Source organism: Amycolatopsis sp. NPDC005232 (assembly GCF_040607795.1).
Classification (GTDB): Bacteria; Actinomycetota; Actinomycetes; order Mycobacteriales; family Pseudonocardiaceae; genus Amycolatopsis.
This window is the reverse complement of sequence record NZ_JBEXHL010000018.1, coordinates 179910-202320: the sequence shown is the minus strand read 5'-3', so window position 1 is coordinate 202320 and position 22411 is coordinate 179910. Positions and strand designations below refer to the sequence as shown.

Sequence of the window (22411 nt, the reverse complement as noted above, 5' to 3'; positions counted from 1 at the left end):
CGCGATGAGCGTTTCGACAATGGCCGTCGCGACGCCCATCCCCGTGGGCGCCAGCGCCGCGATGTGCTGCCACAGGTCGATCCACTGGCGGATGACGGGAGTGGTGATCTGGTCGTGGATGCCGAACTGGTGGGCGAACACCTGGCCGCGCAGGAAATCGGGGCGCCACTTGAGCGAGGCGTCGATCGCCCACACCACCCCGAACAGGATCCGCAGCACGCCGGCCAGCCGGCGGCGGCCGGAGACCGGAGCCGCTGACTGATTCGGCTCCTGGTACTCCTGCACCTCCCGGGGCACCGGGTCCGTCCTGGTTTCTTCCGCGAACTCCTGCGGATTGGCATCGCCGTCGCCGTCGTGCGGTACTCCGTGCTTCACTGCCGCTCACCTCCCTGCGAACCGCTCGTGGATTCCCAGTGCTCCCGCTGCAGCAGCTCGAGGACGTCCTCGTCGTTCTCCACCATGGAACCCTCCTTCTTGTCACCTGAAGGCTTCCCCGGAACACGAAGTTCATGCCTCGAACTTTTCTGCGACGGACAGCTCACCCTCGTCGGCGGACGAGCGGCGGGGCCGGTGTCGGTGTGGGCGACCGCCCAGACGTACCGGCAGGTTCGGAGCAGGGGCGGGTGACTGATCGGGATCAGGACTGCGCGAAGGTCAAGAAGACCTTGCCTTGGCGGCCGTCGGTGCCGGTCTTCGCGGAGTGGGCGAGCGCTGTCGCGAATTCCTCGAGGGAGTAGGTGGCCGCGACCGGTGTCCGGACCGCCCCTTGGGCGACCAGGTCCGCGACAGCGCGGTAGGCGTTGTGCACCTCGCCACGGTCGGTGTCGCGGAGCCAGTTCAGCACCCAGAACCCGTGTACGTGCAGGTTGGCGAAGGCGAGCGGCGGGAGTGCGATGGGCTGCCGGTCCAGTGCCGCGTAGGCGACGACGGTGCCGTTGTATCCGAGGTACTGCATGGCGGTCGGCACCGCGGAACCGGTCGCGGCGAGTAGCAGCCGCATTTTCTCCTCGCCGAGCACGGCGGTGATGCCTTCGGCGAGGTTGTCGTCGTCCACCAGGACAGCGTCGGCTCGTTCATCGACCAGTCGCACGGCCTCCGGTCGTCGGACGATGTTGAGCGTGCGTAGACCCCGCTGGTGGGCAAGGGCGATCACGGCGCCGCCGACCGCGGAGTTGGCCGCGGTCTGCGCGACCCAGTCGCCCTTCTCGAGAGTGCCGTGGTCGAGCAGCTGATAGGCGGTGATCAGGTTGACGCCCACGGCCGAGAGCTGCACCGGGTCGACGTCCCCGTCAACGGCGACGACGTTCGCAACATCGACGTTGACCCGGTTCCGCCAGGAGAACTGCTCGCCGGTCGGAATGATCAAGACCCGGTCGCCTGCCCGGTGCCCGTAGGCGCCGGCGGCGAGCTCCGGGCCGACGGCCGAGATGCGGCCGACACCGGACTGGCCCACCCCGGAGGGAAGTGCCGGCCGCAGGCCGTAGCGGCCGCGGACGAAGTTCAGATCCGCCGGGTCGACCGGGGCGGCCTCCAGATCGACGGTGACCTGGCCGGCCCCGGGAGCCGGCAGGTCGAGATCGACGAGGGAGAGCACCTCGGCGGGTTCGCCGAGGGAGTCGAACCGCAGGCCTCGCGTGATGGTCATAATGAGCTCCTGGCGTGTTGGTGCTATTTTAGCACTGGATAGTTTGAAGTTAGCACCATCAGGAGCGATTCTGGTAGCGTGCGTTTGTGACGGAGCGGAGCTACGACGATGCGTGCGCGATGGCTCGCGCACTGGACGTGGTCGGCGAGCGGTGGACGTTGCTGGTCGTCCGGGAGCTGCTACTGGGGCCGAAGCGGTTCGGCGACCTGCGCAGCGGATTGCCGACCATCAGCCAGAACGTGCTGACCCGCCGCATCCGCGAGATGGAGCAGGCGCGACTGGTCGAGCGGATTCTGCTCGACCCGCCGGCCAACACCCCGGCCTACCGACTCACCACCCGTGGGCTTCAGCTGCGGCCCGTGCTCATCGAGCTATCCCGGTGGGGTGTCCTCCAGTCCGCGCCGCCCGGGGCCGAACAGAGCCCTGCTGCGCTGCTGCTGGGCTTCAGCGCGCTCTACGAACCGGCGCGCATGGGCGCGACCACGACCGCCGTACTCACGATCGGCCGGGAGAACTTCACCCTCACCGCGTCCACCAATGGCCTTCAGGTCGAACAGGGCGCCGTCGGCGACGTCGACTTTCGCGCGACCGGCACGGTCGGCGCCCTCCGGGTCACTCTGGGCAAGGGCGGCGACCCCAAGTCATTCGAAGACACCGGCGAGCTGACCATCATCGGTGACCGCGCGGGCTTCGTCCGCCTCAGTCACTGCTTTCCCTCGCCGGCACTCTTGGGCCGTACCACCTGACCGCTGGCTTGGATCGTCGTGGTGGCGGGCTCACGGCGGAGGTTCTGGTTGCTGTGCACTGTGGACCGATTCGTGCAATCAATGACGTTGATTCAGTTTGATTCAACGGAGGTACACATGACGCACCCCTCGCGGTGGGACGACGTCGATTCGGCGTCGCGTGAGGAGGACGGCGAGGGTGGCACCTGGGCGCTGAGCGGAGCCGCACGGTTCAGCGGTGGTTGTCGCTCGGCATGTGCCGGATGGACTCGCCTCCTTTGTGGTGGCTGGTGCGGCCGAACAGGGTCGCGAGGACATGCTCGATCCTGGACAGTGCGCCGTTGAACGCGTCGTCCACCGACCCGGCGCGGTTCGTGACGACGACCGGCTCTCGCGCGATGGGGAAGGCTTCGATCACGCACCGCAGGTCTTCACCATCGGTACCACCGCCCATTTCGTCGCTCAGGTGGACGTCCAGGCGGGTGAGGCGGTCGCTGAACCGTGCGAGCTTTGATTCGAGCTCGGTCTCGAAGCTCTGAATCAGCTCCGCGTCGCGGTGCAGGTTTCTGTCTGTGCTGATCTGGATCTGCATTCGCTGGTTCCTTTCTGCACACGCGAGCACAGCGGTGACAATGAGAAGGACATCGCACGACAGTGTAAGCCGCTGGTCCCGTGGTCGAGTTCTCCAACTGGGCCTAGCTGTTGGATTCGTGGCTCGTCCACGGTATCCGACACGTTGTCGATGTCTTTGGTAAGTCTCATTTGGTGCGCGGTTGTGCGTCACGGGCCTCAACCGCCGTAACTGGACCGTCGCGTTGCCCGGCGTGCCGTCGGGCGGCGACTGGCAGTGTCTGCCGGTCGTGACCGAGGAGTGAGAATCCGGAGACGGTCATGAGGCGTCGAGCGCGAGTGGGCCGACGGTGTGTCATCCCATGCGAGTAGGAGCGCGTGGAGGGGGCTGTAGCTGATGATGGCGGAACCGAGTGCGACGGTTCTTGCTTCTTCGTGCCGGGTGAGGCGCGCAGCCGGATGGTGCGCTTGCGCCAGTTGACGTCGCGGAGCCGGGCGCGGCGTCAGGCGATGTTGAAGACCAGCAGCTGGCGATGGAGACTGCTGAGCAGCGGATGCGGGCGTTCTACCTGGCGGAGCGGTCCGCTGGACGCATCCCGACGGGCGCAGACCTAGATCGACTCGCCGGTAGGAGCAACTACGGTCGGAAAGTGCTCCAACGCCGGCGACTCGTTGGTGAGTGCCCAGGTCTCACATGCCCTCGGAGCGCGGAGCCTCGGGCTCGAGCCCTCCATCGGAGAGTAAAGCACGGGTTCTTGAACCCGCTGGTCAAGAGTTCGCGGCCTGACCTGTCGGACGGTGCCGAGTGATGCCGGAGAGGGTCGTTTTCCTGGGCTGTCGGGTGCCTGCAGTGTTGCTGATGGCGGTCGAGTTGCTCAACGGCGCACGGAAGCGCCGCGTTGGTAGGCCGATGAACGGTGGGCCTGCGTGGTGCCGCGCGGGGTACACCGAAGGTGAGTAGCGCGGACTACCGGTTCATCCTGGCCAACGAACGCACCTTCCCTGCGTAGCTGCGGACCGTACTTGCGTTGAGCGCCCGGCGCGGCGGCAGATCACGGTGTCTCCACAGGTGAGTCGGCGTCGGTGCGGAGGCGGGCGATGTTGTGTCGGCGCTGTTCTAGTCGGTGGGCCAGCAGCGGCGGGAGCGCTGCTGGGCTGGTCAGGGCGTGATCGAGCCGGCAGTGCTCATGGCGCGGAGTTTGCGGCTCACTTCTTGATGGTGGACCTGACTGCCCGGAGGTCGATCTCCACACCGATCAGCAGGGCGAAGTGGCCCACCCATAGCCACGCGAGAAAGATCACCACAGTGCCGAGCGCGCCGTAGCCACCAGTGGCGAAGTTCGCGTTGTACCAGGAGAACGCGCCGGAGCCGGCGAGCCAGAGCAGCACGCCGACAACGCCGCCCCGGCTCACCCATTTAGCTCGCCCGCGCGGGGCTCCCGGGGTGGCCGGCAGCCCTCGGTGCAGCAGCCCGAAGAAAATCAGGAGCACTGCGAACAACAGCGGCCAGCGCAGTACGTGCCAAAGGCCCGCGACCAGGTCGGGCAGCCCGACCGCCCGCTCGAGGGCGGCGCCGAGCGGACCGCTGGCCAGCAGCGCGAGAGTGATCCCGGCCAGCAGCGCGAGCATCAGGAGAGTCAGCGGAAGCCGCGACAACTTGGCGACCCAGGGCAGTCGGGTGTCGGGCACACCACGGATCGCGCTGATCGCGCGTTGGCAGGCGGCGACGTAGCCCGAGACCGCCCACACGCTCGCGACCAGTCCGACCCCCACGACAGTTCCGGCCGCGGTGCGGTCGTGCAGGGCGTCGCGCAGAACCGGGCCGACCCCGGCGGCGCCGGCCGGCAGCAGCTCGACAAAACCATCAACGACGACGTCGGTGTCGGGAGTGGAGCGCAGGGTCAGCTCGAGAATTCCGACCAGCACGATGAGCGCCGGGAAGATCGCCAGCAGGCCGAAGTAGGTCAGTGCTGCGGCTCGGTCGGGTAGCTGGTCCTCGGCTATGACCCGCAGGGCGGCCTCGACTCGGTTGCGCAGCGCGCGAACCAGCGGAGCCGACTTTGTCACGCGCTCATGCACCTCCTTTCGCCAAGTCTGCGCCGGCTTCGTCGGCGTGACCTCGTCCGGGAGGGTGGAGACCTCGAGCTGCGTTCCTCCATCCCTACCCTCTTGTGCGACAGCCGTTGCCGCAGCCACGCGCCAAGACCCCGGGCCCGGGGTCTTGGCGAGGCGTTTCTCACCCTGGAAGGGTGATGTGTCAGCGGTGGTCTCGGTGGTGCTCCTGCGAGGTTGCGAACACGAACGACACGAGGTTAATGATCTTGGAATGAGGAGCACCCGGGGTTTGGTGTCGAGCGGCGGTTGGTTTGGCGCAACGTGTTCGGGCGTGTGGGCGTGTCGTTGATGAGCTGCTGGTAGACGACATCGGCGAGGTATCGAGATGGGAAACCGAGCGGCTCGCGACGCGCCCGTTCACCGGCTGTACTCGCTGCTGCGGGTGGTCAACCGGCACGATAGCCACCGCAGGTGGCGACCGATCCGCGATCACGCCGTCGGCGGGTATCTCAAGGTCGCGGCGACGTCGCCGCCGCCGGGGACGTTCTCGTGGCGGACTGCGAGCAGGTAGGCGCCCCACAGCCAGGCGCGGCGCGCGATCTCGTCACGAGCTCGACGGCGCCGGAAGCTCCGAAGGTCACCTCGCCCAAGTCGTCGACCTCGCCGGGGACGGCACCACCACCTGGACCTGGGACGCGCGCGGTCAGCTGGCTTCATCGGCCAAATCCGGCCAGACCACCGGCTACGGCTACGACGGGTCGGTCTCCTGGAGTGTTTTGGTAAGCCCTGGGTCCGGATGTCCATTGAGGACACCCGGACTCAGGACAACACTCACGCGATCTTACCCCTCATTCATCGGGGAAGATGCCCGCGGCCTGCATTGCGGGGAATGCTCCGAACCGGATAAAGTCGATAGTGCTCTTCGTTATGAACGCCGTTCCGCTGTGAGTCGAATCGGTGAACGTCTTGATGGTGTCTTCAACTTTTTCGACGATTTGGGGGTCCATGCCCGCCTTTTCGAGCGCTGGCGGGCCGCCGTCCATCACCTTCAGGATCCGGTCCATCTTGGACCCGAAGTCGTCAAGCTGCTGACTTGTGATGTTCTTTTCTGGGTGCTCGTCAGCGTATTTCCTTGCGCCGTCCATGAACAGGTCGCGGGTCTTTTCCGTATTTTTGTCAGAGAGCCAGGACTTGTCCTTGCTATCGGCGTTCTGGGCACCGCCAGGGTTGCCGTCGGTGTTGCCCGTATCGTGGCCGCCGCTGGTGCCGCTGCTTTCGTGGGTGTTGGGCCCGCCGTCGAGCCTGCCTGAGATCGATCCGCCTGACGAGTCGGGACTGTTGCCGCCGCCGCTGTTTTCGGGGGTGTTGGGGCTGTCTTTGGGTGGGACGGGTGGTGGGACGTCGTGGCTGCTGTTGGTGTTGTTGTCTGCCCACGGGTTGTATGTGGGGTCATCGTCTGCTCGCGTATTGCCGCCGCCACTGCTTTCGGGGGTGTCGTGGCCGTCTTTCGGTGGGACGGGCGGCGGAACGTCGTGGCTGTCTTTGGGTGGGACGGGCGGCGGAACGTCGTGGCTGCTGTCGGTCTTGTTGTCGGCCCACGGGTTGTATGTGAGGTCGTCGTCTGGCCGCGCGTTGCCGCTGCCATTGCCCCCGCCACTGCTTTCGGGGGTGTCGTTGCTGTCTTTGGGTGGGACAGGTGGCGGAACGTCGTGGCTGCTGTCGGTGTTGCTGTCGGCCCACGGGTTGTATGTGGGGTCATCGTCAGCCCGCGTATTGCCGCCGCCGCTTGCGGGAGTGTCGTGGTCGCCGCTGGTGGATGTGGGCACGGTGTCATCCGCGGCCTTGGCAGCGTCGTCCCCCAAGCCTTGGGTGCCTTTTCCGAGGTCTTTGATCCCCTTCGCTGCGGAGGTGAGCTGCTTGGTCAGCTTCGCGATTTGGGTGGCGATCTTGCCCATCGCGATGGCGACCGTCGCGACTACGGTGCCCAGGAAGATGCCGATCGAGCTTCCGAACGTGAATGGCATGGCCGCAACCGCGGCGATCGCGCCCGCGAGAATGCCGCCTAGTACGCTGGCGATGAAGTCACGGATGATCCCTCGGATGGCGCCGATGACAGCGCCGCAGATCGACATGGTCTTTTTCGCGGATTCGAGGGAATTACCCAGCGCCGTGAGTCCCTCGGCGAGACCGTCCGTGTTCTCCTTGAACTTGTCCGCGGCATCACCCGACCACGAGTCCATGAGAGCGCCGAGGTCGTTCTTGAGGTCCTGGGACCACCCGTCGACCTTGTCCTTCTCGTTGCCGATGGCGTTCGTCGCGACCGTGATGCCGTCTGGGTCACCCATCAACATGTCGAGCGGCACACGGAACGGCGTGACGTGCTCGATGAGCCAGCCGATCCCGGCGGCGAACACGGTGCCGAGCGGATCGATCGCCAACCCGAGAACGTCGAGCGCGAGGCCTGCGCCCGCGATGCCCTCTGTCACCTTGTCGTTATTGTGGACGGCCGCCTGCAAGACATCGATCGTGTTGACGATTCCCGCGCCGTTGGTCCGGGTGTTGTCGGCGGTGATCGTATCTTTCGGATTGTGCCAGAAGTCGTTGGGCCTGTAGGATTCTTTATCCTCGATGGCGCTCACAGCTGGTACCTTGAGATCGAGTCGCTCACGCCATCCTCCTGGGCCTCGTAGGCCTTCTTGGCCTGGTCGAGCTTCTCCTTGTGCTTCTCGAGAGCCTCGCCGTATTTGGCGAAGGCTTGACTAGCGCCGCTGCAGTAGATGCTCGCAGCCATACCGATGATCTGGCCACCGAGAATGCCGAACAGGCCTGGATCGGCGACCATGTGGCCCACAAGATCGCCGGTGCCGCGCACGTTGTCCGAAAGCTCGTTCAGCTTGCCGCCGAAGGTGTCAAACGCGGCGGGATCTTTGATTTCGTATCCACCGCTCACCACGGGTCCACCTCATCGTCATCTGTGTCGTCGCGGGCAGGGCGGCGTCGCGGCGCGGGCCTCGACGCCGGCGGCGGGTTCGTGGGCGGCTTCGGCGGCGGGGGAGCTTGGTCCGGCTCGGGGTTCTCGACGAACTTGTCCTGGTCTACCTCGTCGTAGGCCGCCGGTTCCGGCGGGAGGAAACTCTTCATCATCTCGACCGCTTGGCCGCCACCGAGGATGGACTCCACCGAGTTCGTGACGGCGCGCGCGGTCTGGCTCTGCGCCTGGCGCACGGTTTCCATGATCGCCGTCGTTAACCGGGCCTCCCCGAGCTCGCACGCGCGCCTGCCGAGTCGGATGTTGCGCAGTGCACCGTTCGGCGCCAGTGTCACCGTGACCGCGCCGTCCCGTGAAGTCACGGTCGCGGCGGCCGCAGCGAAAGCTTCATGTAACGCGGATGCCCGTTCCTGCATTTGACTGGCTTGTCGTTCGAGATAGTACTGGAGATCCTCGCCGGACCTCAGATTCGGCTCCACCTTGCTCCTTCAAATACACCGCGCTGTCGACAGCACGCAACCGGACGCTGTCACGAAAGCGGAGAAGTTCTCCGCTCGCGTGCCCAACTACCGTCCGCGTTGCCGCCGGGAGTGATGAAATGCCCGCGCCGGCAACGAGTCAAGGCCGACGCGGAGGCGGCCGAGGTCCTTAACGTCCTTTTGTCGTCGCGCAGTGGTCCAGATGACTCAGCCGCCTCAAAAGTGCCCCAGATGACAACCGAAGTCTGGGCAGCCCTGTCGAGGCCCTCCTCACTCCTCTGCTGCGCGCGTACAGCGCCGTAGTGAGGGCACCTGTACGCCGTAGTGTTCGAGTGCCGCCGCCGTCGCGGGAATGCGGCCGGTCTTCTTGACGTCCATGCGGGGCCGGCTCGCCAGGTCGGTCCCGTTCGTAGCGCACCGCTGTGGTCTTGCCGGCCCGGATCATGTCGCCGATCAGGGGGCTGAGTGTCGCCAGTGGCGGGATACTGATGCGGGCCAGCACCTACGGTCCATTGTGGATTGTGTAGTTCGAGCGGCGGCCATGGTGGCTGCCACGCCAGGCTCGGCAGATCGTTTGATCAGTGGGTGGCTGATCGTGCCGGGGCGGCGGCCGTAGCCGTCGAGTTTGTGCTCGTGGGCTCACTTCGAGCCGACGGGGAGCCGGCCGCCATTGGGCTTGGCGAGCATCGGCTGGTCTTCTTCCTGATCTCTCTCGCCCCTTCCCGCTCTGCTGGGGCAAAACGGCGCGGCGTCCATCGTGACGCCGCGCGCTGATCGCCCGCCGGTAGCTTCTGCCTCACCTTTTTTGTGATCTGGTACCGAGTCGGGAAACATTCTCTCGTCTCCTCGGATGGTGCGAGCGCTACCGGCGGACGGTCTGCCAGAACCGGCAGTGGTGTTCGGTCGCGAAGTCGATCTGCTGGGTGCCGGCGGCGGTGATGGACGGCATGGTGGTCGGCTGGTAGCGCGGCCACCGCGGGGCGCCGTCGGCGTTGGGGTCGCCGGTTCTGGCGAAGGCGGCCCAGTACCCGATCAGCTGGTGGGACAAGGAGATTTGCCCGGCGTTCGGTGGGGTGGAGGGCGGTCCGGCGAAAGTTCCGTCGAACAGGTAGGGCAGTTCGGCGCCGTGCGCGGCGCCCATGGGGAAGTCCAGAATGTGCTGTCCGTCGTCCTGTGCGAATTCGTAGGCGTAGACGGGCGCGTACCGGGCGGCTGCCTGATCGGCGAGGGCCGCCGGGCACGCGCCGAGTTTTGCTCCTCGGTCGGTCAGCGCGGTGGCCAGCGCGATTCCGGGCGTCGGGAACCGGTCAGCAGGGTACTCCGCGAGCACCCGGTCAGTGTCGGGGCCGAAGAGCTCCAGCAGCGCGGCCGCGTAGCCGGCGGAGGTCACGGGTGTTCCGCGGGCGTCGTTGTCGAGCGCGACGAACGGGCCCATTTCGTCGCGGTTGGTGCCTTGGATGATCGGAGTGCCCGCGGCGAAGCCGTCGCGGAGTGCGTCGAGCGGCTGCCGGGGGAGTGCCGGGCTGCCGGCTACGGGGCTCCAGGGCATGTCGCGGAGCCGGTTGGTCGCACGGAAGGCGTCGTCGGTGTCCAGCCCGACCAGGTCGGCTGCGGGAATCGCGCGCAGGCAGGCCGCGACGTCGGCGGGTGCGGCACAGCCGAGGCGCGCCGCGGTGCGCTCGCCGCGTCGTTGTGCGTCCGGCTGGGCCACGAAGCTGTTGCCGCACGGTCCGCTCTGCACGATCGCCTTGTCGAACAGCCCGTGTGCTGCCGGCGCGGCGAGCTGGGCGCAGACGCTGAACGCACCCGCGGACTGGCCGGCGAGCGTGACGTTGTGGGCGTCACCGCCGAAGGCCTGGATGTTCTCCCGGACCCACCGCAATGCGGCTTGCTGGTCGGCGAGCCCGTAATTGCCCGCCCAGGTGTCGTGGAGCGCGGGTTCGTCGAGGAATCCCAGCGCTCCGAGCCGGTAGTTCACGGTGACGACCACAACGTCGCCGGTGATGGCCAGCCGGGACGGGTCGTAGTCGCTGCCCGCGCCGTTGACGAATCCGCCGCCGGGAAGCCAGACGAGGACGGGCAGGCGCGGGTTCCCGGACATGACGGGCGTCGTGACGTTCAGATACAGGCAGTCCTCGTCGCCGATGACTGTCGGCCCGCCTGCCGGATCGGATCCGGGTTGCGGGCAGCGGTTGCCCGGGGCGGTGGCCGCCCGGACCCCGTGCCAGTGCGGGACCGGTGCAGGCGCACGCCATCGCCGGTCGCCCACCGGGGGCGCGGCGTACGGAATCCCGGCGAACGTCCGATGTTCGCCGGCGACGACACCGCGCAGCTGTCCGTCGTGGACCTGCACGAGATCGGGCCCGGCCGCCTCGCCCGAGGCCGAGGCGGGCAGGCAGGCGAGCAGCGCTGCTGCCGCGGTTACCCCGAGACCTGCGCGGAACATCCTTCGAAAAGGGGTCATGGCGGGCATCATGCGGTGATCCGCGGCTGGTCCGCGTCGCGTCACAGGCGTATCTCCGGCTGCTCCCCCGGGAGTACGTCCAGGGGCGTAGCGGGAAATGCGCTTCCAGGCGGACGCGTCAGCGCGGCGACGCGCGGACGATGGCCGGATGGCACCTCGCCGTGGAATCGCCGGGCACCGCCGTCTGCCGGGCAGCGGTAACCCGCTGCTCGGCTTGGCGTTCGCCGCGGCTGCGGCGGGAGTGGCGGCCGCGTTTCAAAGCGGGCCGTGGGCCGTGGGGTGCGTGACGGCCGCGGCGGCCGGTGCAGCCGTGGCGTGGTGGCGGGTGCGGCCGACGCTCGCCGTGGTGATCGGATTCGCTGCGTATGCGGCGGATCTGGCGTCGGGCGTGGCCCCCGCGCCGGTGTTCCTGCCGCTGATCGTCACGTTCGCCGCCGCGGTGGTGCTCGGCAGCAGGCCGGTCGCCTACGCGGTTCTCGTCGCCGGGTATGTGCTGGCCGTGTTCGTTCCGGTGCCGGGCTGGGACCCGCCGAGCGTGGCGTCGGGGGGCGGTTTGGCGGCGTGGTTCCTCGTGCTGGCCGTTGCCGCGGAACTCGTCCGGGTGCGACGGCAGGCGCGGCGCGCCCGGGAGGCCGAACTGGCGGGTGCGGCGCGGACCCGCCAGGAGCAGGAATTGCGTCGCGCCGGGGACGAACGCCTGCGGATCGCGCGCGATCTGCACGACGTTCTCGCTCACCAGCTGGCCCTGATCACGGTTCAGGCCAACGCCGGGCTCACTCTGCTCCCGCGTGATTCGCGAGCCGTCGAGCAGGCGCTTACGGCGATCAAGGACGCAGGCAACTCCGCGCTCGGGGAGCTGCGCGCAGCACTGGACGCACTCCGCTCGCCCGGTGGCGGGGCCGCTCCGTACCGTCCGAGCCCTCGGCTTTCCCAGCCCGGCGACCTCGCCGAACTGCTCGACGGAGCGCGCGCGGCGGGGCTGCGCGTCACGACTGACACCGCGGGCCCGCTACCGGTCCTGCCTGCTCCGGTTGACCAGGCCGCATACCGGATCGCGCAAGAAGCGGTCACCAACGCGATCCGGCACGCCGGCGCGGGCGCGACTGTCGGGCTTCGCGTGGCCTGCACCGAAGGACGGCTGGAGCTGACTGTGACCGACGACGGCGGCGGACGTCCACGCAGCCGGACGGCCGGAGGCGGCAACGGGCTGCCCGGGATGCGGGAACGCGCCACTGCTTTCGGCGGGATGCTCACGACCGGGCCGGTACCCGGCGGCGGTTACCGGGTGGCCGCCGTCCTGCCGATCGGCGGGGCCCCGTGACCGCGCCGGGCCCGATCCGGGTCGTCCTCGCCGATGACCAGGCACTGGTGCGCGCGGGTATCCGAGTGCTCCTGGAGACCCGCCCGGACCTCGTCGTGGTGGGCGAAGCCGACGACGGCGAAACCGCTCTCGCCCTCGTGCGGGAGTTGCGGCCCGACGTCGTCCTGATGGACATCCGCATGCCCGGTCTCGACGGACTGGCCGCGACCGCGCGCATAGCCGCCGACCCGACGTGCGGCGGGACCCGCGTCGTCATGCTCACCACGTTCGACCTCGACGAGTACGTGTTCGAAGCGCTGAGGCGGGGCGCGGCCGGATTCCTGGTGAAGAACAGCGAACCCGACGAGCTCGTGCGGGGCGTCCGCGCCGCCGCGGCCGGGGACGCCCTGCTCGCCCCCGGCGTCACCCGCAGGCTGATCGCCGAGTACGCCGCGCGGACGAAGCCGGCTCCGGCGGCCGCAGCGGAGATCGCCGCGCTGACCGAACGGGAACGCCAAGTCCTGGCCCTTGCCGGAGCGGGACTGTCCAATGCGGACATCGGCGCTCGGCTGTTCGTCAGCCCGCTGACCGCGAAAACCCACGTCTCCCGCATCATGGGCAAACTCTCGGTGCGAGACCGGGCGGGACTGGTCGTACTCGCGTACGAGACCGGGTTGGTCCGCCCCGGCTGGATCGGCGAGTGACCGGTGCTCCCGGGGGAGTATCGGGAAATGCTCCTCCGCGCCGACGCGCTGGGGCCAACCGGTTCCGCACCCTCGTGGCATGGCCCCCACACTCAGCCGGAGAACCCGGCGGATCGCGCTCCTCACTCACCTCGTGTCCTCGATGAGCTGGCTGGGACTGGACCTCGTGCTGCTGGCTCTCGGCGTGCACGCGGCAGCCGACCCTGCCGAACGGCACGCGTCATACCTCGTGGTGGTGCTGCTGCTCGACACCCTCCTGGTGCCCCTGAGCCTCGCCTCGATCGGCTCCGGCCTGCTCCTGATGCGTGCGGGGCCGTGGCGTTTCCGGCGTGATCGCTGGGCCACGGTGAAACTGGTGGCCAGCGTCGTCGCTCTCCCCTTGGCCTGGTTCGCCTTGCGCCCTCGCGCGGCCCAGGCCGTGGCGTCGACCGCGCCCGGCGCCGATCCCGGGCCCTTGTTCGCGACGCTGTACGCGCCGGGCCCGACACTCGTCATCGCTCCGGCCGTCGCTTGCGCGCTGTACCTCGCCGCAGCGGCGCTCGGCGTGTACAAACCATGGCGCGCCCCGACATCCGGTCGGCACGGGCCGGGGAGGTTCCGTTCGAATGCCGTCGACTCGCGGTCCGGATAGCCGATGAGAGCGGGTCAGGAAGCGATGCTGCACCGACGTTCACCTTCCATGAGGGCTGGCACACGCACAGCACGTGGCCGACCGAGGACGGGAATCCCTGAGGTCGCGCGACGGGCGCGGTTGGGGCAGAAGATCCCGGTGCTGGCCCTATTTTGCCGCGGCTTGTCGTGAAGCATCGAATCCAGGCACGGGCGGGCTCAGGGAAAACTCACGGGCTTCGAGCCGAAATCGCCGGCCGGAGCCACAGGCGACCGTACAATCCGGACTGAGATTCGGACGGGTGAGTGGGGGCACGGTGAGCGGTGTCAGGGTGTTGGTGGCGGGGGCGAGCATCGCGGGGCCGGCGCTGGCCCATTGGCTGCGCCGGCGGGGCGCGGAGGTGACCGTGGTGGAGCGGGCCCCCGAGCTGCGTCCCGGCGGGCAGGCGGTGGACGCGCGCGGGGTGACCAGGGAGGTCATCCGGCGGATGGGGCTGGACGCGGCGGTGCGCGCGGCCCGCACCGAGACGGCCGGCGCGTACACCGTGGACGCCGACGGGAATGTGCTGGAGACCCACAGCGCGGACGACGACGGCGGCGACGGGTACATCTCGGAGATCGAGATCCTGCGCGGAGACCTGTCCCAAGTGCTGTACGACGACACTCGCGACGGTGTCGAGTACGTCTTCGGCGACCGGATCGTCGAGCTCACGCAGGACGCGGACGGCGTCGACGTGGTCTTCGCGGGCGGCGACCGGCGGCGCTTCGACCTGGTGGTCGGTGCAGACGGGCTGCACTCGGCGGTGCGAGAGATGGTATTCGGGCCGCGCGAGCGGTTCGTCCGCCACCTCGGGCAGGTGCTGGCTTTCTACAGCGTGCCCAACGAGTTCGGGGTGGATCGCTGGGTGATCGACCACCAGGAGCCCGGGCGCTCCGCCGGCCTGCGGCCCCTTCCGGACGCCACCCGGGCGATGGCCATGCTCTTCTTTTCCATGGCCGACTTCGACGTCGACTACCGCGACATCGAGGCCCAGAAGCGCCTGCTGCGCGAGCGGATGGCCGGCTTCGGCTGGTTGACCCCGCGTATCCTCGCGCACCTGGACGACACTCCGGACTTCTACCTCGACCAGGTCGCCCAGGTGGTGATGGACCGCTGGTCCAGCGGCCGGGTGGGGCTTCTCGGGGACGCGGCGTTCAGCTCGTCGCCGCTGTCCGGGCAGGGCACCGGGCTGGCCCTGGTCGGGGCCTACCTCCTGGCCGGAGAGCTGTCCGCGGCCGGGTGGGACCCGAAGGCCGGGTTCGCCGGCTACGAGGGGCGGATGCGCTCGTTCGTCGAGGCCAACCAGGAGATCGGCCGGTTGCACGCGCGCAGCCGCGACGTCCCCGGGCCGGACGCGGAGCCGGCCCCGGAGCCCGACATGGAGGCACTCATGGCGCTGGTGGAGCGCGCGCTCAACGGCATCGAGCTGCCCGACTACGCCGGGGTGCCGGACGCCAGGAATTCGGTCTGACGCGGCCCGGCGCGGCTTTCACAGCCCGCGGCGGTGGCCGACGAGCCAGGTGGCGACGTCGTTCAGTTTCATGTTGGTGGTCTGCGACGATTCGACGAGCAGCCGAAAGTTTACGCGGTCGCCATCCACCGCCTGATCCTCCCCGTGCACCGAATTGGCCACGTGAGCCCAATGCGGATCCGTTCGCCGGCGGCACGTCAGTCCGGTTAAGCCTGCAGGTGTGCTGCGGAATCCGCACACGCGACTCCAGCGCGCCCGCCGTGTACGCCAAACGCCTGGCGCGGCGGCTCGCGAAGGAAACGTCCGGCGAGGTGACCGCAGTGATGGCGAAGGCCCAGCGCAGCGCCGCGACATCGACGTAGTCCAGGACGATGTCGGGCAACGTGCGCGGACGACACCCGGGTCCCTCATTACGGTGGGCACTCGGTCAAAGTCGCGGCGCAACCGCATAGCGGTACTTTGATGGTCATGAGCGAGCGCGACGACAACCTGGCGACGGTTATCGATCCGACCGTGCCGAGCACCGCCCGGATCTACGACGCGGGCTTGGGCGGCAAAGACAACTACGAGGTCGACCGGGAAATGCTGCGCAAGGTACAAGCCGTGGCGCCCGAGGTGACCGAACTGGCCATCGTCGCTCGAGAATTTCTGATCCGCGCCGTGCGCTTCCTGGCCCGCGACATCGGCATCGACCAGTTCCTCGACTGCGGTTCCGGGCTACCCACCGCCGAGAACGTCCATGAGGTCGCACAACGGTCCAACCCCGACGCACGCGTGGTCTACGTCGACAACGATCCAGTGGTGCTCGCCCACGGCCGGGCGCTTCTGGCCGACAACCTGCAAACCCACTTCGTCAGCGGCGATATCTTCCAGCCCACGAGGCTGCTGGCCGATCAGACCGTGCGCGGCGAGCTCGACTGGGACAAACCCATCGCACTGATCCACTCGATGAGCCTGCACTTCTGCGCCGACGACCCGGCCGCCGTGCTGCGTGACTACCTCGACGCCCTGCCGTCAGGATCGTATCTGGTGTTCAGCCACGCCTTCGATCCCGAAGACGACGAGTACAGCGTCGTCGCCCGTAACATCGAGCGCGTGTACCAAGGCGCCTCCTCAGGGCGGATCCACTTCCGTACCCGCGCCGAGATCGACACCATGCTCGCCGGACTCGAGCTGCTCAAACCTGGCCTGGTACAGCCGGCCGACTGGTGGCCCGGGGGCCCCCGCGTGCAGCCACTCAAACTCTCCGATCACTGCCTGCTCGCAGCCGTGGGCCGCAAACCCTAACCGAGCAGCTGGCGCGGCGGCAGATACGTGACCGCGTTGCCCCATCCGCCTGAGCCCCATCCAACTGCCGTCGGGGGCTCAGGCGGATGGTGCACGAAGTGGTGGCAGATCTGAGGGTCTGTCTGAGATCTTGGTCGGCGTGGGCGGCCCACCGAACTCGCCGCCTTCGACCCACGGGGTGGATGGCCCAGCAAGGTAACAGGTTCCGTGCTTGTCGTTCGGAAGTGTCGGAAACCTGTGTGCTCCCCACTGGTCTGAGGCTGTGTCCAGGAGCAGGTTCACGTCTTCGCGGTGGTCGAGTCTCGAAGCAGTCCGGCGCGGTCGCGGATCGCTTCGAGGGCTGCCGCGGCGTGTGACGAGAACGGGTCCGCATGATCGCCGGCGTTGATCCATTCGCGGAGGCCGGCGCTGAATGCGAGGATCAGCATCTCGGCGGCGAGGCGCGCGGTCAGCTCATCGACGCCGCGGCCTGTGAGCGCGTCGGCTGCCGCGGTCGTGGTCCGTGCGATCTTCAGCAGCCCACGCTCCTGCACGTCCATGTTCGCGTCGGCAATCCGGCGCCGCTGAATGGCTCTGGGGCGCTGATCAGCTGTCATCCTCGCGTCCGCCGCGTGCAAAGCGGACAGGAGACAGGCGGGCACGTCGGCATCCGCCGGTGCGGAGCGGATCGCGTCGGAGAACAGGATGGCGAGCTCGTCCTCTCGGCCGAAGAGGATCTCGCGCTTGTCGGCGAAGTGCCGGAAGAAGGTCGCGCGATTCAGGCCGGCACGTTCGGCGATCTGCGCCACCGTCGTGTTCTCGTACCCCTGAGCGGAGAACAGCTCGAGCGCGGCATCCTCCAGTCGCTCACGCGCATCCGGCGCCCATCTGCTCATGCTCACACGATAACCGATGCGACAGCATCGCATCACTCTCTTGACGCGACTGAGTCGCATCAACTAGCTTCGATGCGACACAGTCGCATCACTTGCAGGGAGCATCACATGCGCATCTTCGTCACCGGCGCCTCCGGTTGGATCGGCTCCTCAGTCGTCCCCGAACTCATCGACGCCGGTCACGAGGTCATCGGCCTCGCCCGTTCCGACACCGCCACCGCCGCGATCGAGCAGTTGGGCGCCGAAGCCCGCCGTGGTGGCCTCGACGACCTCAACACCCTCCGAGATGCGGCGGAAGAGAGTGACGGCGTCATCCACCTCGCCTACGCCCACGAACTCGGGCAGATCGGCGGCGCCCCGGCCGATGCCGCCGCCATCGACACGTTCACAAGCGCACTGAAAGGCACCGACAAGCCGCTGCTCGTCACCGGCGCGACCATCACCGTGCCGGGTCGAGCCGCCACCGAGCACGACGAGCTGGTGCCAGAGGGGCCCATCGCCGCGCGCATCAAGAACATGCAGGCCGCCCTCGTCGCAGCCGATCGCGGAGTCCGCGTGAGCCTTGTCATGATCCCGCGATCCGCACATGGCAAGGGCGAGCAGCACGGCTTCATCCCCCAGCTCACCGCCCGGGCAAGGACAACCGGAGTCTCCGCGTACGTGGGCGACGGGACGAACCGCTGGCCCGCCGTGCACGTCAAGGACGCCGCGGCCCTCTATCGGCTCGCGATCGAGAAGGCCCCCGCAGGATCGGTCCTGCACGCCGTGGGCGACGAGGGAGTCGCCTTCCGCGACATCGCCGAGGCGATCGCGCGCGGCGTCGGCGTGCCCGCGCAGTCCCGCCCCGCCGAGGAGTTCGGCATGCCCCTCGGAGCACTCCTGGGCACCGACATGCCCGCCTCGAGCACGATCACCCAGCAACTGCTCGGGTGGACACCGATGCACCCCGGCCTCATCGACGACATCGAAGAAGGGCACTACTTCGCCTGACGACCCGCAACCGGAGCCGACAGTCTGACACTCCTCCACACCAGCGTCACGACTTGCGCCTCAGGCACGCTCCGCGCCGCGTCACTGCCCTAAACGCGCCATTTCGGGATTCGGGTCGCCAGCAAACTACTGCTGGAATTCCGTCACCGCCAAACTGCTGTCCCATGTCCGGCGACGAGCGCGGCACGTGTTCGCCGCCGCCGGGTTCGCCGCCGCCCTTCTCGGCTGAGCCCCAGTCCGAGAAGGTTCGGCTCCCGACGGCGTGCTGGGTTTGGTTCACGGTGATGCATTGGTTGCTGAAGGTGACAGTGTTGGTGGGGCGGCGGTGCCGTCAGGAAACCCGAACATCCCGGGTGACTCTTGCCGGTGTGGCTGTGGCGAAGGGCGCGCCAACGAGGACGAGCTCGGCGGCGACCACGCTCGCAGCCGCGGCCATCGCCGCCCGGTGGTGCCGCGAGCGCGGACACCGGCTGCGCACCTTCTCCGTCGGCACTGCGGAATCCGCCGACCTCGCCGCCGCGCGACGGGTCGCTGCCCACTTGGGCACCGAGCACTTCGAACGGACCCGGCGCTGTGCCTACCGGTCAGGGTCGGACACCGGCGCCGCGAGCAGCAGCCGGCGGGTGTAGGGGTGGTGCGGGTCTGCCGGTGGAAGAACGTCTTCACCGGCAGACTCCCACCGCGCGGCCTCGTCGAAGGCACCTGGGCGAGCGGCGGATCCGCGGCGCGGGACTGTCCTTTCGTGACCAGGCCGGCGCACCATCATCACCACTCGACGGGATGCCCGGCAACGAGGAGGCGGCACCGGGCACACCCGGCTACGAGTTCAGCAACCGCACAGTGAGCGGCCGCGTGACCGGCTGCGCCGGCGTCCGCACGGTCACGGTCTTCGTCGCCGGGTCCCAGGTCCACGTGTTCTCCGGGCTGCGGTGACCGTTGATGAGCACCGCCGACGGTGCCTTGGCGTCGGTGAACCGGACGGTCCAGGTGCGCTGCGTCGGGCGCCCGCGGTACGACCCGTGTGGGGCGTCGATCGCGAGTGCCGCCGAGCGGGCGTCCTCGGTGTAGGTCATGCCGGTGGTGGCGCCCTTCGCCGAGGCCGACTGCCCGTCGTCCTCGTAGAGGGTGAACGCGCCCCGGTGGCCGCCGGCCACGGTGACCGTCGCGGCGGTCAGCGGGTGGCCCGCGTCGCCGGGGACGTCGCCGCTGCGGGTGACCATGATGCCGCCCGAGCGCAGGAACACCGGCATCGTGTCCCAGCCCGTGGTGATCTGCGCCGTGGTCCCGCCGTGGTAGGTCTTGCCCGTGAAGTAGTCCGTCCAGTCGCTGCCGGGCGGGAACCACACGCTCGTGGTGGCGGTGGTCCCCGGACTGGTCACCGGCGCCACCAGCACGTCCGGCCCGTACAGGTACTCCCCGCCTGCCTGGGCGTAGGCCTCCTGCTGCCCGGGGTACTGCAGGTACAGCGGCCGCACGATGGGCAGTCCCGTCGCGGTGGCCTGCTGCGCGAGCGTGTACGTGTACGGCACGAGGTCCTCGCGCAGGTTCAGGAACTTCGTCGCCGACGCGTCCGCGGCGGCACCGTACTGCCACGGCAACCGGTCGCTGTGGTTGGAGTGCAGGCGATCGACCGGCTGGAACGTGCCGAACTGCACCCAGCGCGCGTACAGGTCGTCCGGCAGCTTCGTGCTGCCCGGCTCGCTCCCCGGTTCCTGCAGGCCCCCGGTGTGGCCGCCGATGTCGTGGCTCACCGAAGCCAGGCCGGTCGCCGCGGACTCGCCAGGCGTGTAGCCGACCTCGAAGCCCAGCGTGGCCCAGTCGGAAACGGTGTCACCGGTGAAGTGCAGAGTGCTGCGCTTGTCGGCCCAGGGCCCCGTGGGCACTGCGGTGGGCGAGCTGTAGCCACCGGCCTGCAGCGAACCGTATGCGCGGGAGAACGCGAACCCGCGGCCGACGGTCTTCGCCGCGTCGTCGGCGTACTGCTGGTTGATCCACGAGTCCGGGGTGACGCCGGCGAGGGCGGAGCTCGATCCGTCGCAGCACCAGTCGAGCCACCAGAGGTCGTTGCCCTGCTGCTCCATCGGCCGATGCAGGTCGAAGTAGGCCCGCAGCTGGTCCGGGTCGCCGAAGTCGAACACGTAACAGTCGGTGCCGCCACCGCCGCAGCTGCCGGGCTTGAGCTTGCCCTTGGCCGTTGCCTGGGCGGCGGGGAACTGGGGGTCGGAGGCGAGGATGCTCGGGTGGACGTTCAGCGCGGTGTGCAGGCCCTCGTCGTGCGCCCACTGGAAGAACGCCGCCGGGTCTGGGAAGCGGGCCGGGTCGATCTCCCAGCCGTTCCACTTGTTCGGCGTCTTGAAGTCGGTGTCGACCACGAGCATGTCCAGCGGCACGTTCTGCGACCGGAACTTCGGCAGGATCGTCTGCTCGAAGTCCCCGGCCGTGCGGTCGTAGTACTCGGAGTACCAGACGCCGTACGACCAGCGTGGCAGCAGCAGCGAAGGCCCGGTCAGCTGGGACAGCTCACGCAGCCCGCCGGCGTAGTCCTGGCCGTAGGCGAAGACGTACCCGTCCTGGTAGGCCTTGCCACTGTGCGCGGGGCGCTGCGTGACGACCTTGGTACGCGGGTCGTACAGCGCCGAGGCGGTGTCGTCGAGCAGCGACCAGCCGTCCTGGTAGAGGATTCCCGGGCTGGTGACGGCGGTGCCGTCCACGCCGTCGAGCCCGCGCCGGTAGCCGCCCAACGCCGCGTGCGGCGCGAGCAGCGCCGAGTGGGGCCGGGTGACCGCGATGGTGTCGATGTTGAGGTGGCAGTTCGTCGAGTCGGGGCAGCCGAGCGTCAAGGTGTTGGTGCCGGCCGCGAGCTTGACCGGGACGGCCGTGGTCCGCCACGAGTTCCAGCTGCTCGTCGCGGGCAGCGTGAGGCTGGTCGGTGCGGTGTCGCCCACCTGGAGGGACAAACTGGTGGGTTGGGTCTGGCCGGAGACAGCGGTCGCGTCGGCGTAGCGCAGCTGCAGGTCATACGAGCCGTTCGCGGGCACGCCGGTCACCTCGAGCGCGCCGGACGCGCCCGCGCGCTCCATCCCGGCGAGGAAGCCCTTGCCGGAGTAGCCGTCGTGGTCGCTCGCCGCGTGCGCGCCGCCGGCCAGTGCGCCCTGCTCGGCTTCGCAGAGGGCGCCGAAGGCACAGGGTGTGGGTGCGGGCGGGACGGGCTGCGGGTACGACGCGCCCGTCGTGACCACGGCGAGGCTGTCGATGTTGACGTTGCCCGAGTCGGTGGCGCCGCGCTCGACGGTCACCTGGTGCTCGCCCGCGGGCAGCGTCACGGGCACGGTGGCGAGCGTCCAGGTGTCCCAGTCGGTGGTGGGCGGCAGCGACACCGGGTGCGGGTCACCGCCGTCCACGAGGATCGTGAGCGTGCGGGTGGTGTGCTGCCCGTCGCCGCCGGATCCGTTGGCGTACCGCAGATCCAGCTGGTAATCGCCGGCCGCCGGGGCGGTCGTGCGGAACGCCAGGTCGTCGCCTGCGTTGGCGAAGCCCGCGGCGAAGCCGTCGCCGGTGTAGCCGTGGTGGTCGCTGGCGACGCCCGGCCCGGACAGCTGCAGATTCTCGGCCTCGCACAGGGTGCCGAACGCGCAGGCCGGGGTCAGTTTGCCCGCCCAGGGACGGGCCGTGACGTCCTGGCCGCCGGTGCGTAGCCCGACGGTGAGGTTGTCGTCGGAGAACGCGCCTGAGCCGAGCTTGTAGCGCAGCTGGACGGCGCTGGTCCGGATGGTCAGCCAACCGTCTCGCTTCGTTGCGGTGTAGGGGGTTCTGGCGAAACTGCCGCGGCCGACCGCGTTGAACGTGCCGGCGTCGACGAAGGCGGAGTCACCCGCGTACTCCGTCCGGATGAGCGTCGGCGACAGGACCTCGAACCTCGCCTGCCCGGCGGTGACGGTTTGCCCGGCCGGTGCGGAAACCGGTGTCGCACCGGCGGAAACCCCCGTCGACACGAGGGTGCCCGCGAGGCACACGGCGGCCAGCACCCGCACCAGAAGTCGTCGTCGGACCGATGTCGCCACCACATGCCTCCCCTGGACAGACCCTCGGCGACGCTACTTCGCGAACGATCAAGGATGAAGACGCGGGCACAAGACTGTCCGGTGATCTGTCCTGCACCCAGGTGATGTCGGTCGCCGACGCGTTATGGGCCTGGCCGCAGCCGGTTG

At 68.7% G+C, this 22411-nt stretch carries 19 protein-coding genes and 2 pseudogenes; 9 read left to right on the top strand and 12 right to left on the bottom strand.

Features of this window, described 5'->3' with window-relative positions; genetic code table 11:
- Both ABZU76_RS31310 and ABZU76_RS31305 read right to left on the bottom strand, forming a co-directional pair.
- Window positions 1-375 (bottom strand): hypothetical protein (locus ABZU76_RS31310; protein WP_354875725.1); only part of this gene is annotated, 375 nt, incomplete at its 3' end.
- 262 nt (window positions 376-637) lie between these two features.
- Window positions 638-1645, bottom strand: a complete 1008-nt coding sequence (locus tag ABZU76_RS31305; RefSeq protein ID WP_354875723.1) for a zinc-dependent alcohol dehydrogenase family protein — start codon at window positions 1643-1645, stop codon at window positions 638-640.
- An 86-nt stretch (window positions 1646-1731) separates the two neighbouring features.
- On the opposite strand from ABZU76_RS31305, the gene ABZU76_RS31300 reads away from it, so the two are divergent.
- Window positions 1732-2391 carry a helix-turn-helix domain-containing protein gene (locus ABZU76_RS31300; RefSeq protein ID WP_354875721.1) on the top strand — a complete coding sequence of 220 codons (660 nt, stop codon included), beginning with the start codon at window positions 1732-1734 and terminating at the stop codon, window positions 2389-2391.
- Window positions 2392-2602: 211 nt separating this feature from the next.
- Here ABZU76_RS31300 and ABZU76_RS31295 read toward each other — a convergent pair whose 3' ends face one another.
- The 7 genes and pseudogenes from ABZU76_RS31295 to ABZU76_RS31265 all read right to left on the bottom strand — a co-directional run bounded on the left by ABZU76_RS31295 (window position 2603) and on the right by ABZU76_RS31265 (window position 10927).
- Window positions 2603-2962 (bottom strand): HPF/RaiA family ribosome-associated protein, encoded by a 360-nt coding sequence (locus ABZU76_RS31295; RefSeq protein ID WP_354875719.1) that lies wholly within the window; start codon window positions 2960-2962, stop codon window positions 2603-2605.
- Between the two features lie 1184 nt (window positions 2963-4146).
- Complete coding sequence (locus ABZU76_RS31290) at window positions 4147-5007, bottom strand: YihY/virulence factor BrkB family protein (RefSeq protein ID WP_354875717.1); 861 nt, start codon at window positions 5005-5007, stop codon at window positions 4147-4149.
- Window positions 5008-5843: 836 nt separating this feature from the next.
- Window positions 5844-7634: a WXG100 family type VII secretion target gene (locus ABZU76_RS31285; protein WP_354875715.1), complete on the bottom strand. Its 1791-nt coding sequence runs from the start codon at window positions 7632-7634 to the stop codon at window positions 5844-5846.
- The gene (locus ABZU76_RS31280; protein ID WP_354875713.1) at window positions 7631-7945 is read right to left on the bottom strand and encodes a hypothetical protein; all 315 of its coding nucleotides are present in this window, start codon (window positions 7943-7945) and stop codon (window positions 7631-7633) included. Before ABZU76_RS31280 ends, ABZU76_RS31285 begins: the two co-directional genes overlap by 4 nt.
- On the bottom strand, window positions 7942-8463 hold the full coding sequence (locus tag ABZU76_RS31275) for a YbaB/EbfC family nucleoid-associated protein (RefSeq protein ID WP_354875711.1): 522 nt from the start codon (window positions 8461-8463) through the stop codon (window positions 7942-7944). The genes ABZU76_RS31280 and ABZU76_RS31275 overlap by 4 nt, the downstream gene beginning before the upstream one ends.
- A gap of 348 nt (window positions 8464-8811) precedes the next feature.
- Window positions 8812-8923: pseudogene (locus tag ABZU76_RS31270) on the bottom strand (IS481 family transposase); the annotation flags it as partial.
- Between the two features lie 402 nt (window positions 8924-9325).
- A complete protein-coding gene (locus tag ABZU76_RS31265; RefSeq protein ID WP_354875709.1) occupies window positions 9326-10927 on the bottom strand; it encodes a carboxylesterase/lipase family protein in 1602 nt (533 codons plus the stop codon).
- A gap of 148 nt (window positions 10928-11075) precedes the next feature.
- Between ABZU76_RS31265 and ABZU76_RS31260 the strand changes: the two genes are divergently transcribed.
- The 5 genes and pseudogenes from ABZU76_RS31260 to ABZU76_RS31240 all read left to right on the top strand — a co-directional run bounded on the left by ABZU76_RS31260 (window position 11076) and on the right by ABZU76_RS31240 (window position 15051).
- Window positions 11076-12248: a sensor histidine kinase gene (locus ABZU76_RS31260; RefSeq protein ID WP_354875707.1), complete on the top strand. Its 1173-nt coding sequence runs from the start codon at window positions 11076-11078 to the stop codon at window positions 12246-12248.
- A complete protein-coding gene (locus ABZU76_RS31255; protein WP_354875705.1) occupies window positions 12245-12931 on the top strand; it encodes a response regulator transcription factor in 687 nt (228 codons plus the stop codon). Before ABZU76_RS31260 ends, ABZU76_RS31255 begins: the two co-directional genes overlap by 4 nt.
- A 79-nt stretch (window positions 12932-13010) precedes the next feature.
- Window positions 13011-13562: a hypothetical protein gene (locus ABZU76_RS31250; protein ID WP_354875703.1), complete on the top strand. Its 552-nt coding sequence runs from the start codon at window positions 13011-13013 to the stop codon at window positions 13560-13562.
- Window positions 13563-13594: 32 nt separating this feature from the next.
- Window positions 13595-13709, top strand: a pseudogene (locus ABZU76_RS31245) (integrase); the annotation flags it as partial.
- Window positions 13710-13857: 148 nt separating this feature from the next.
- Window positions 13858-15051 (top strand): FAD-dependent monooxygenase, encoded by a 1194-nt coding sequence (locus ABZU76_RS31240; protein WP_354875701.1) that lies wholly within the window; start codon window positions 13858-13860, stop codon window positions 15049-15051.
- An 18-nt stretch (window positions 15052-15069) separates the two neighbouring features.
- On the opposite strand, the gene ABZU76_RS31235 is transcribed toward ABZU76_RS31240, so the two are convergent.
- Window positions 15070-15213, bottom strand: a complete 144-nt coding sequence (locus ABZU76_RS31235) for a hypothetical protein (protein ID WP_354875699.1) — start codon at window positions 15211-15213, stop codon at window positions 15070-15072.
- A 306-nt stretch (window positions 15214-15519) separates the two neighbouring features.
- On the opposite strand from ABZU76_RS31235, the gene ABZU76_RS31230 reads away from it, so the two are divergent.
- Window positions 15520-16338 carry an SAM-dependent methyltransferase gene (locus ABZU76_RS31230; protein ID WP_354875697.1) on the top strand — a complete coding sequence of 273 codons (819 nt, stop codon included), beginning with the start codon at window positions 15520-15522 and terminating at the stop codon, window positions 16336-16338.
- Between the two features lie 278 nt (window positions 16339-16616).
- Here ABZU76_RS31230 and ABZU76_RS31225 read toward each other — a convergent pair whose 3' ends face one another.
- On the bottom strand, window positions 16617-17213 hold the full coding sequence (locus ABZU76_RS31225; RefSeq protein ID WP_354875695.1) for a helix-turn-helix domain-containing protein: 597 nt from the start codon (window positions 17211-17213) through the stop codon (window positions 16617-16619).
- 108 nt (window positions 17214-17321) lie between these two features.
- Here ABZU76_RS31225 and ABZU76_RS31220 point away from each other — a divergent pair, with 108 nt between their 5' ends.
- A complete protein-coding gene (locus ABZU76_RS31220; RefSeq protein WP_354875693.1) occupies window positions 17322-18203 on the top strand; it encodes an SDR family oxidoreductase in 882 nt (293 codons plus the stop codon).
- A 164-nt stretch (window positions 18204-18367) separates the two neighbouring features.
- Complete coding sequence (locus ABZU76_RS31215; RefSeq protein ID WP_354875691.1) at window positions 18368-18832, top strand: asparagine synthase-related protein; 465 nt, start codon at window positions 18368-18370, stop codon at window positions 18830-18832.
- A 189-nt stretch (window positions 18833-19021) separates the two neighbouring features.
- Here the strand turns inward: ABZU76_RS31215 and ABZU76_RS31210 are convergent, their stop codons facing one another.
- A complete protein-coding gene (locus ABZU76_RS31210; RefSeq protein WP_354875689.1) occupies window positions 19022-22264 on the bottom strand; it encodes a TIM-barrel domain-containing protein in 3243 nt (1080 codons plus the stop codon).
- Window positions 22265-22411: the final 147 nt, after the last annotated feature.

What these genes read in the sequence shown, in the direction of transcription:
- ABZU76_RS31225 (WP_354875695.1), bottom strand. Translation starts at nt 17,213, where the DNA reads ATGAGCAGATGGGCGCCGGATGCGCGTGAGCGACTGGAGGATGCCGCG.
- ABZU76_RS31230 (WP_354875697.1), top strand. Translation starts at nt 15,520, where the DNA reads ATGAGCGAGCGCGACGACAACCTGGCGACGGTTATCGATCCGACCGTG.
- ABZU76_RS31220 (WP_354875693.1), top strand. Translation starts at nt 17,322, where the DNA reads ATGCGCATCTTCGTCACCGGCGCCTCCGGTTGGATCGGCTCCTCAGTC.
- ABZU76_RS31260 (WP_354875707.1), top strand. Translation starts at nt 11,076, where the DNA reads ATGGCACCTCGCCGTGGAATCGCCGGGCACCGCCGTCTGCCGGGCAGC.
- ABZU76_RS31295 (WP_354875719.1), bottom strand. Translation starts at nt 2,962, where the DNA reads ATGCAGATCCAGATCAGCACAGACAGAAACCTGCACCGCGACGCGGAG.
- ABZU76_RS31305 (WP_354875723.1), bottom strand. Translation starts at nt 1,645, where the DNA reads ATGACCATCACGCGAGGCCTGCGGTTCGACTCCCTCGGCGAACCCGCC.
- ABZU76_RS31265 (WP_354875709.1), bottom strand. Translation starts at nt 10,927, where the DNA reads ATGACCCCTTTTCGAAGGATGTTCCGCGCAGGTCTCGGGGTAACCGCG.
- ABZU76_RS31215 (WP_354875691.1), top strand. Translation starts at nt 18,368, where the DNA reads ATGTCCGGCGACGAGCGCGGCACGTGTTCGCCGCCGCCGGGTTCGCCG.
- ABZU76_RS31250 (WP_354875703.1), top strand. Translation starts at nt 13,011, where the DNA reads ATGGCCCCCACACTCAGCCGGAGAACCCGGCGGATCGCGCTCCTCACT.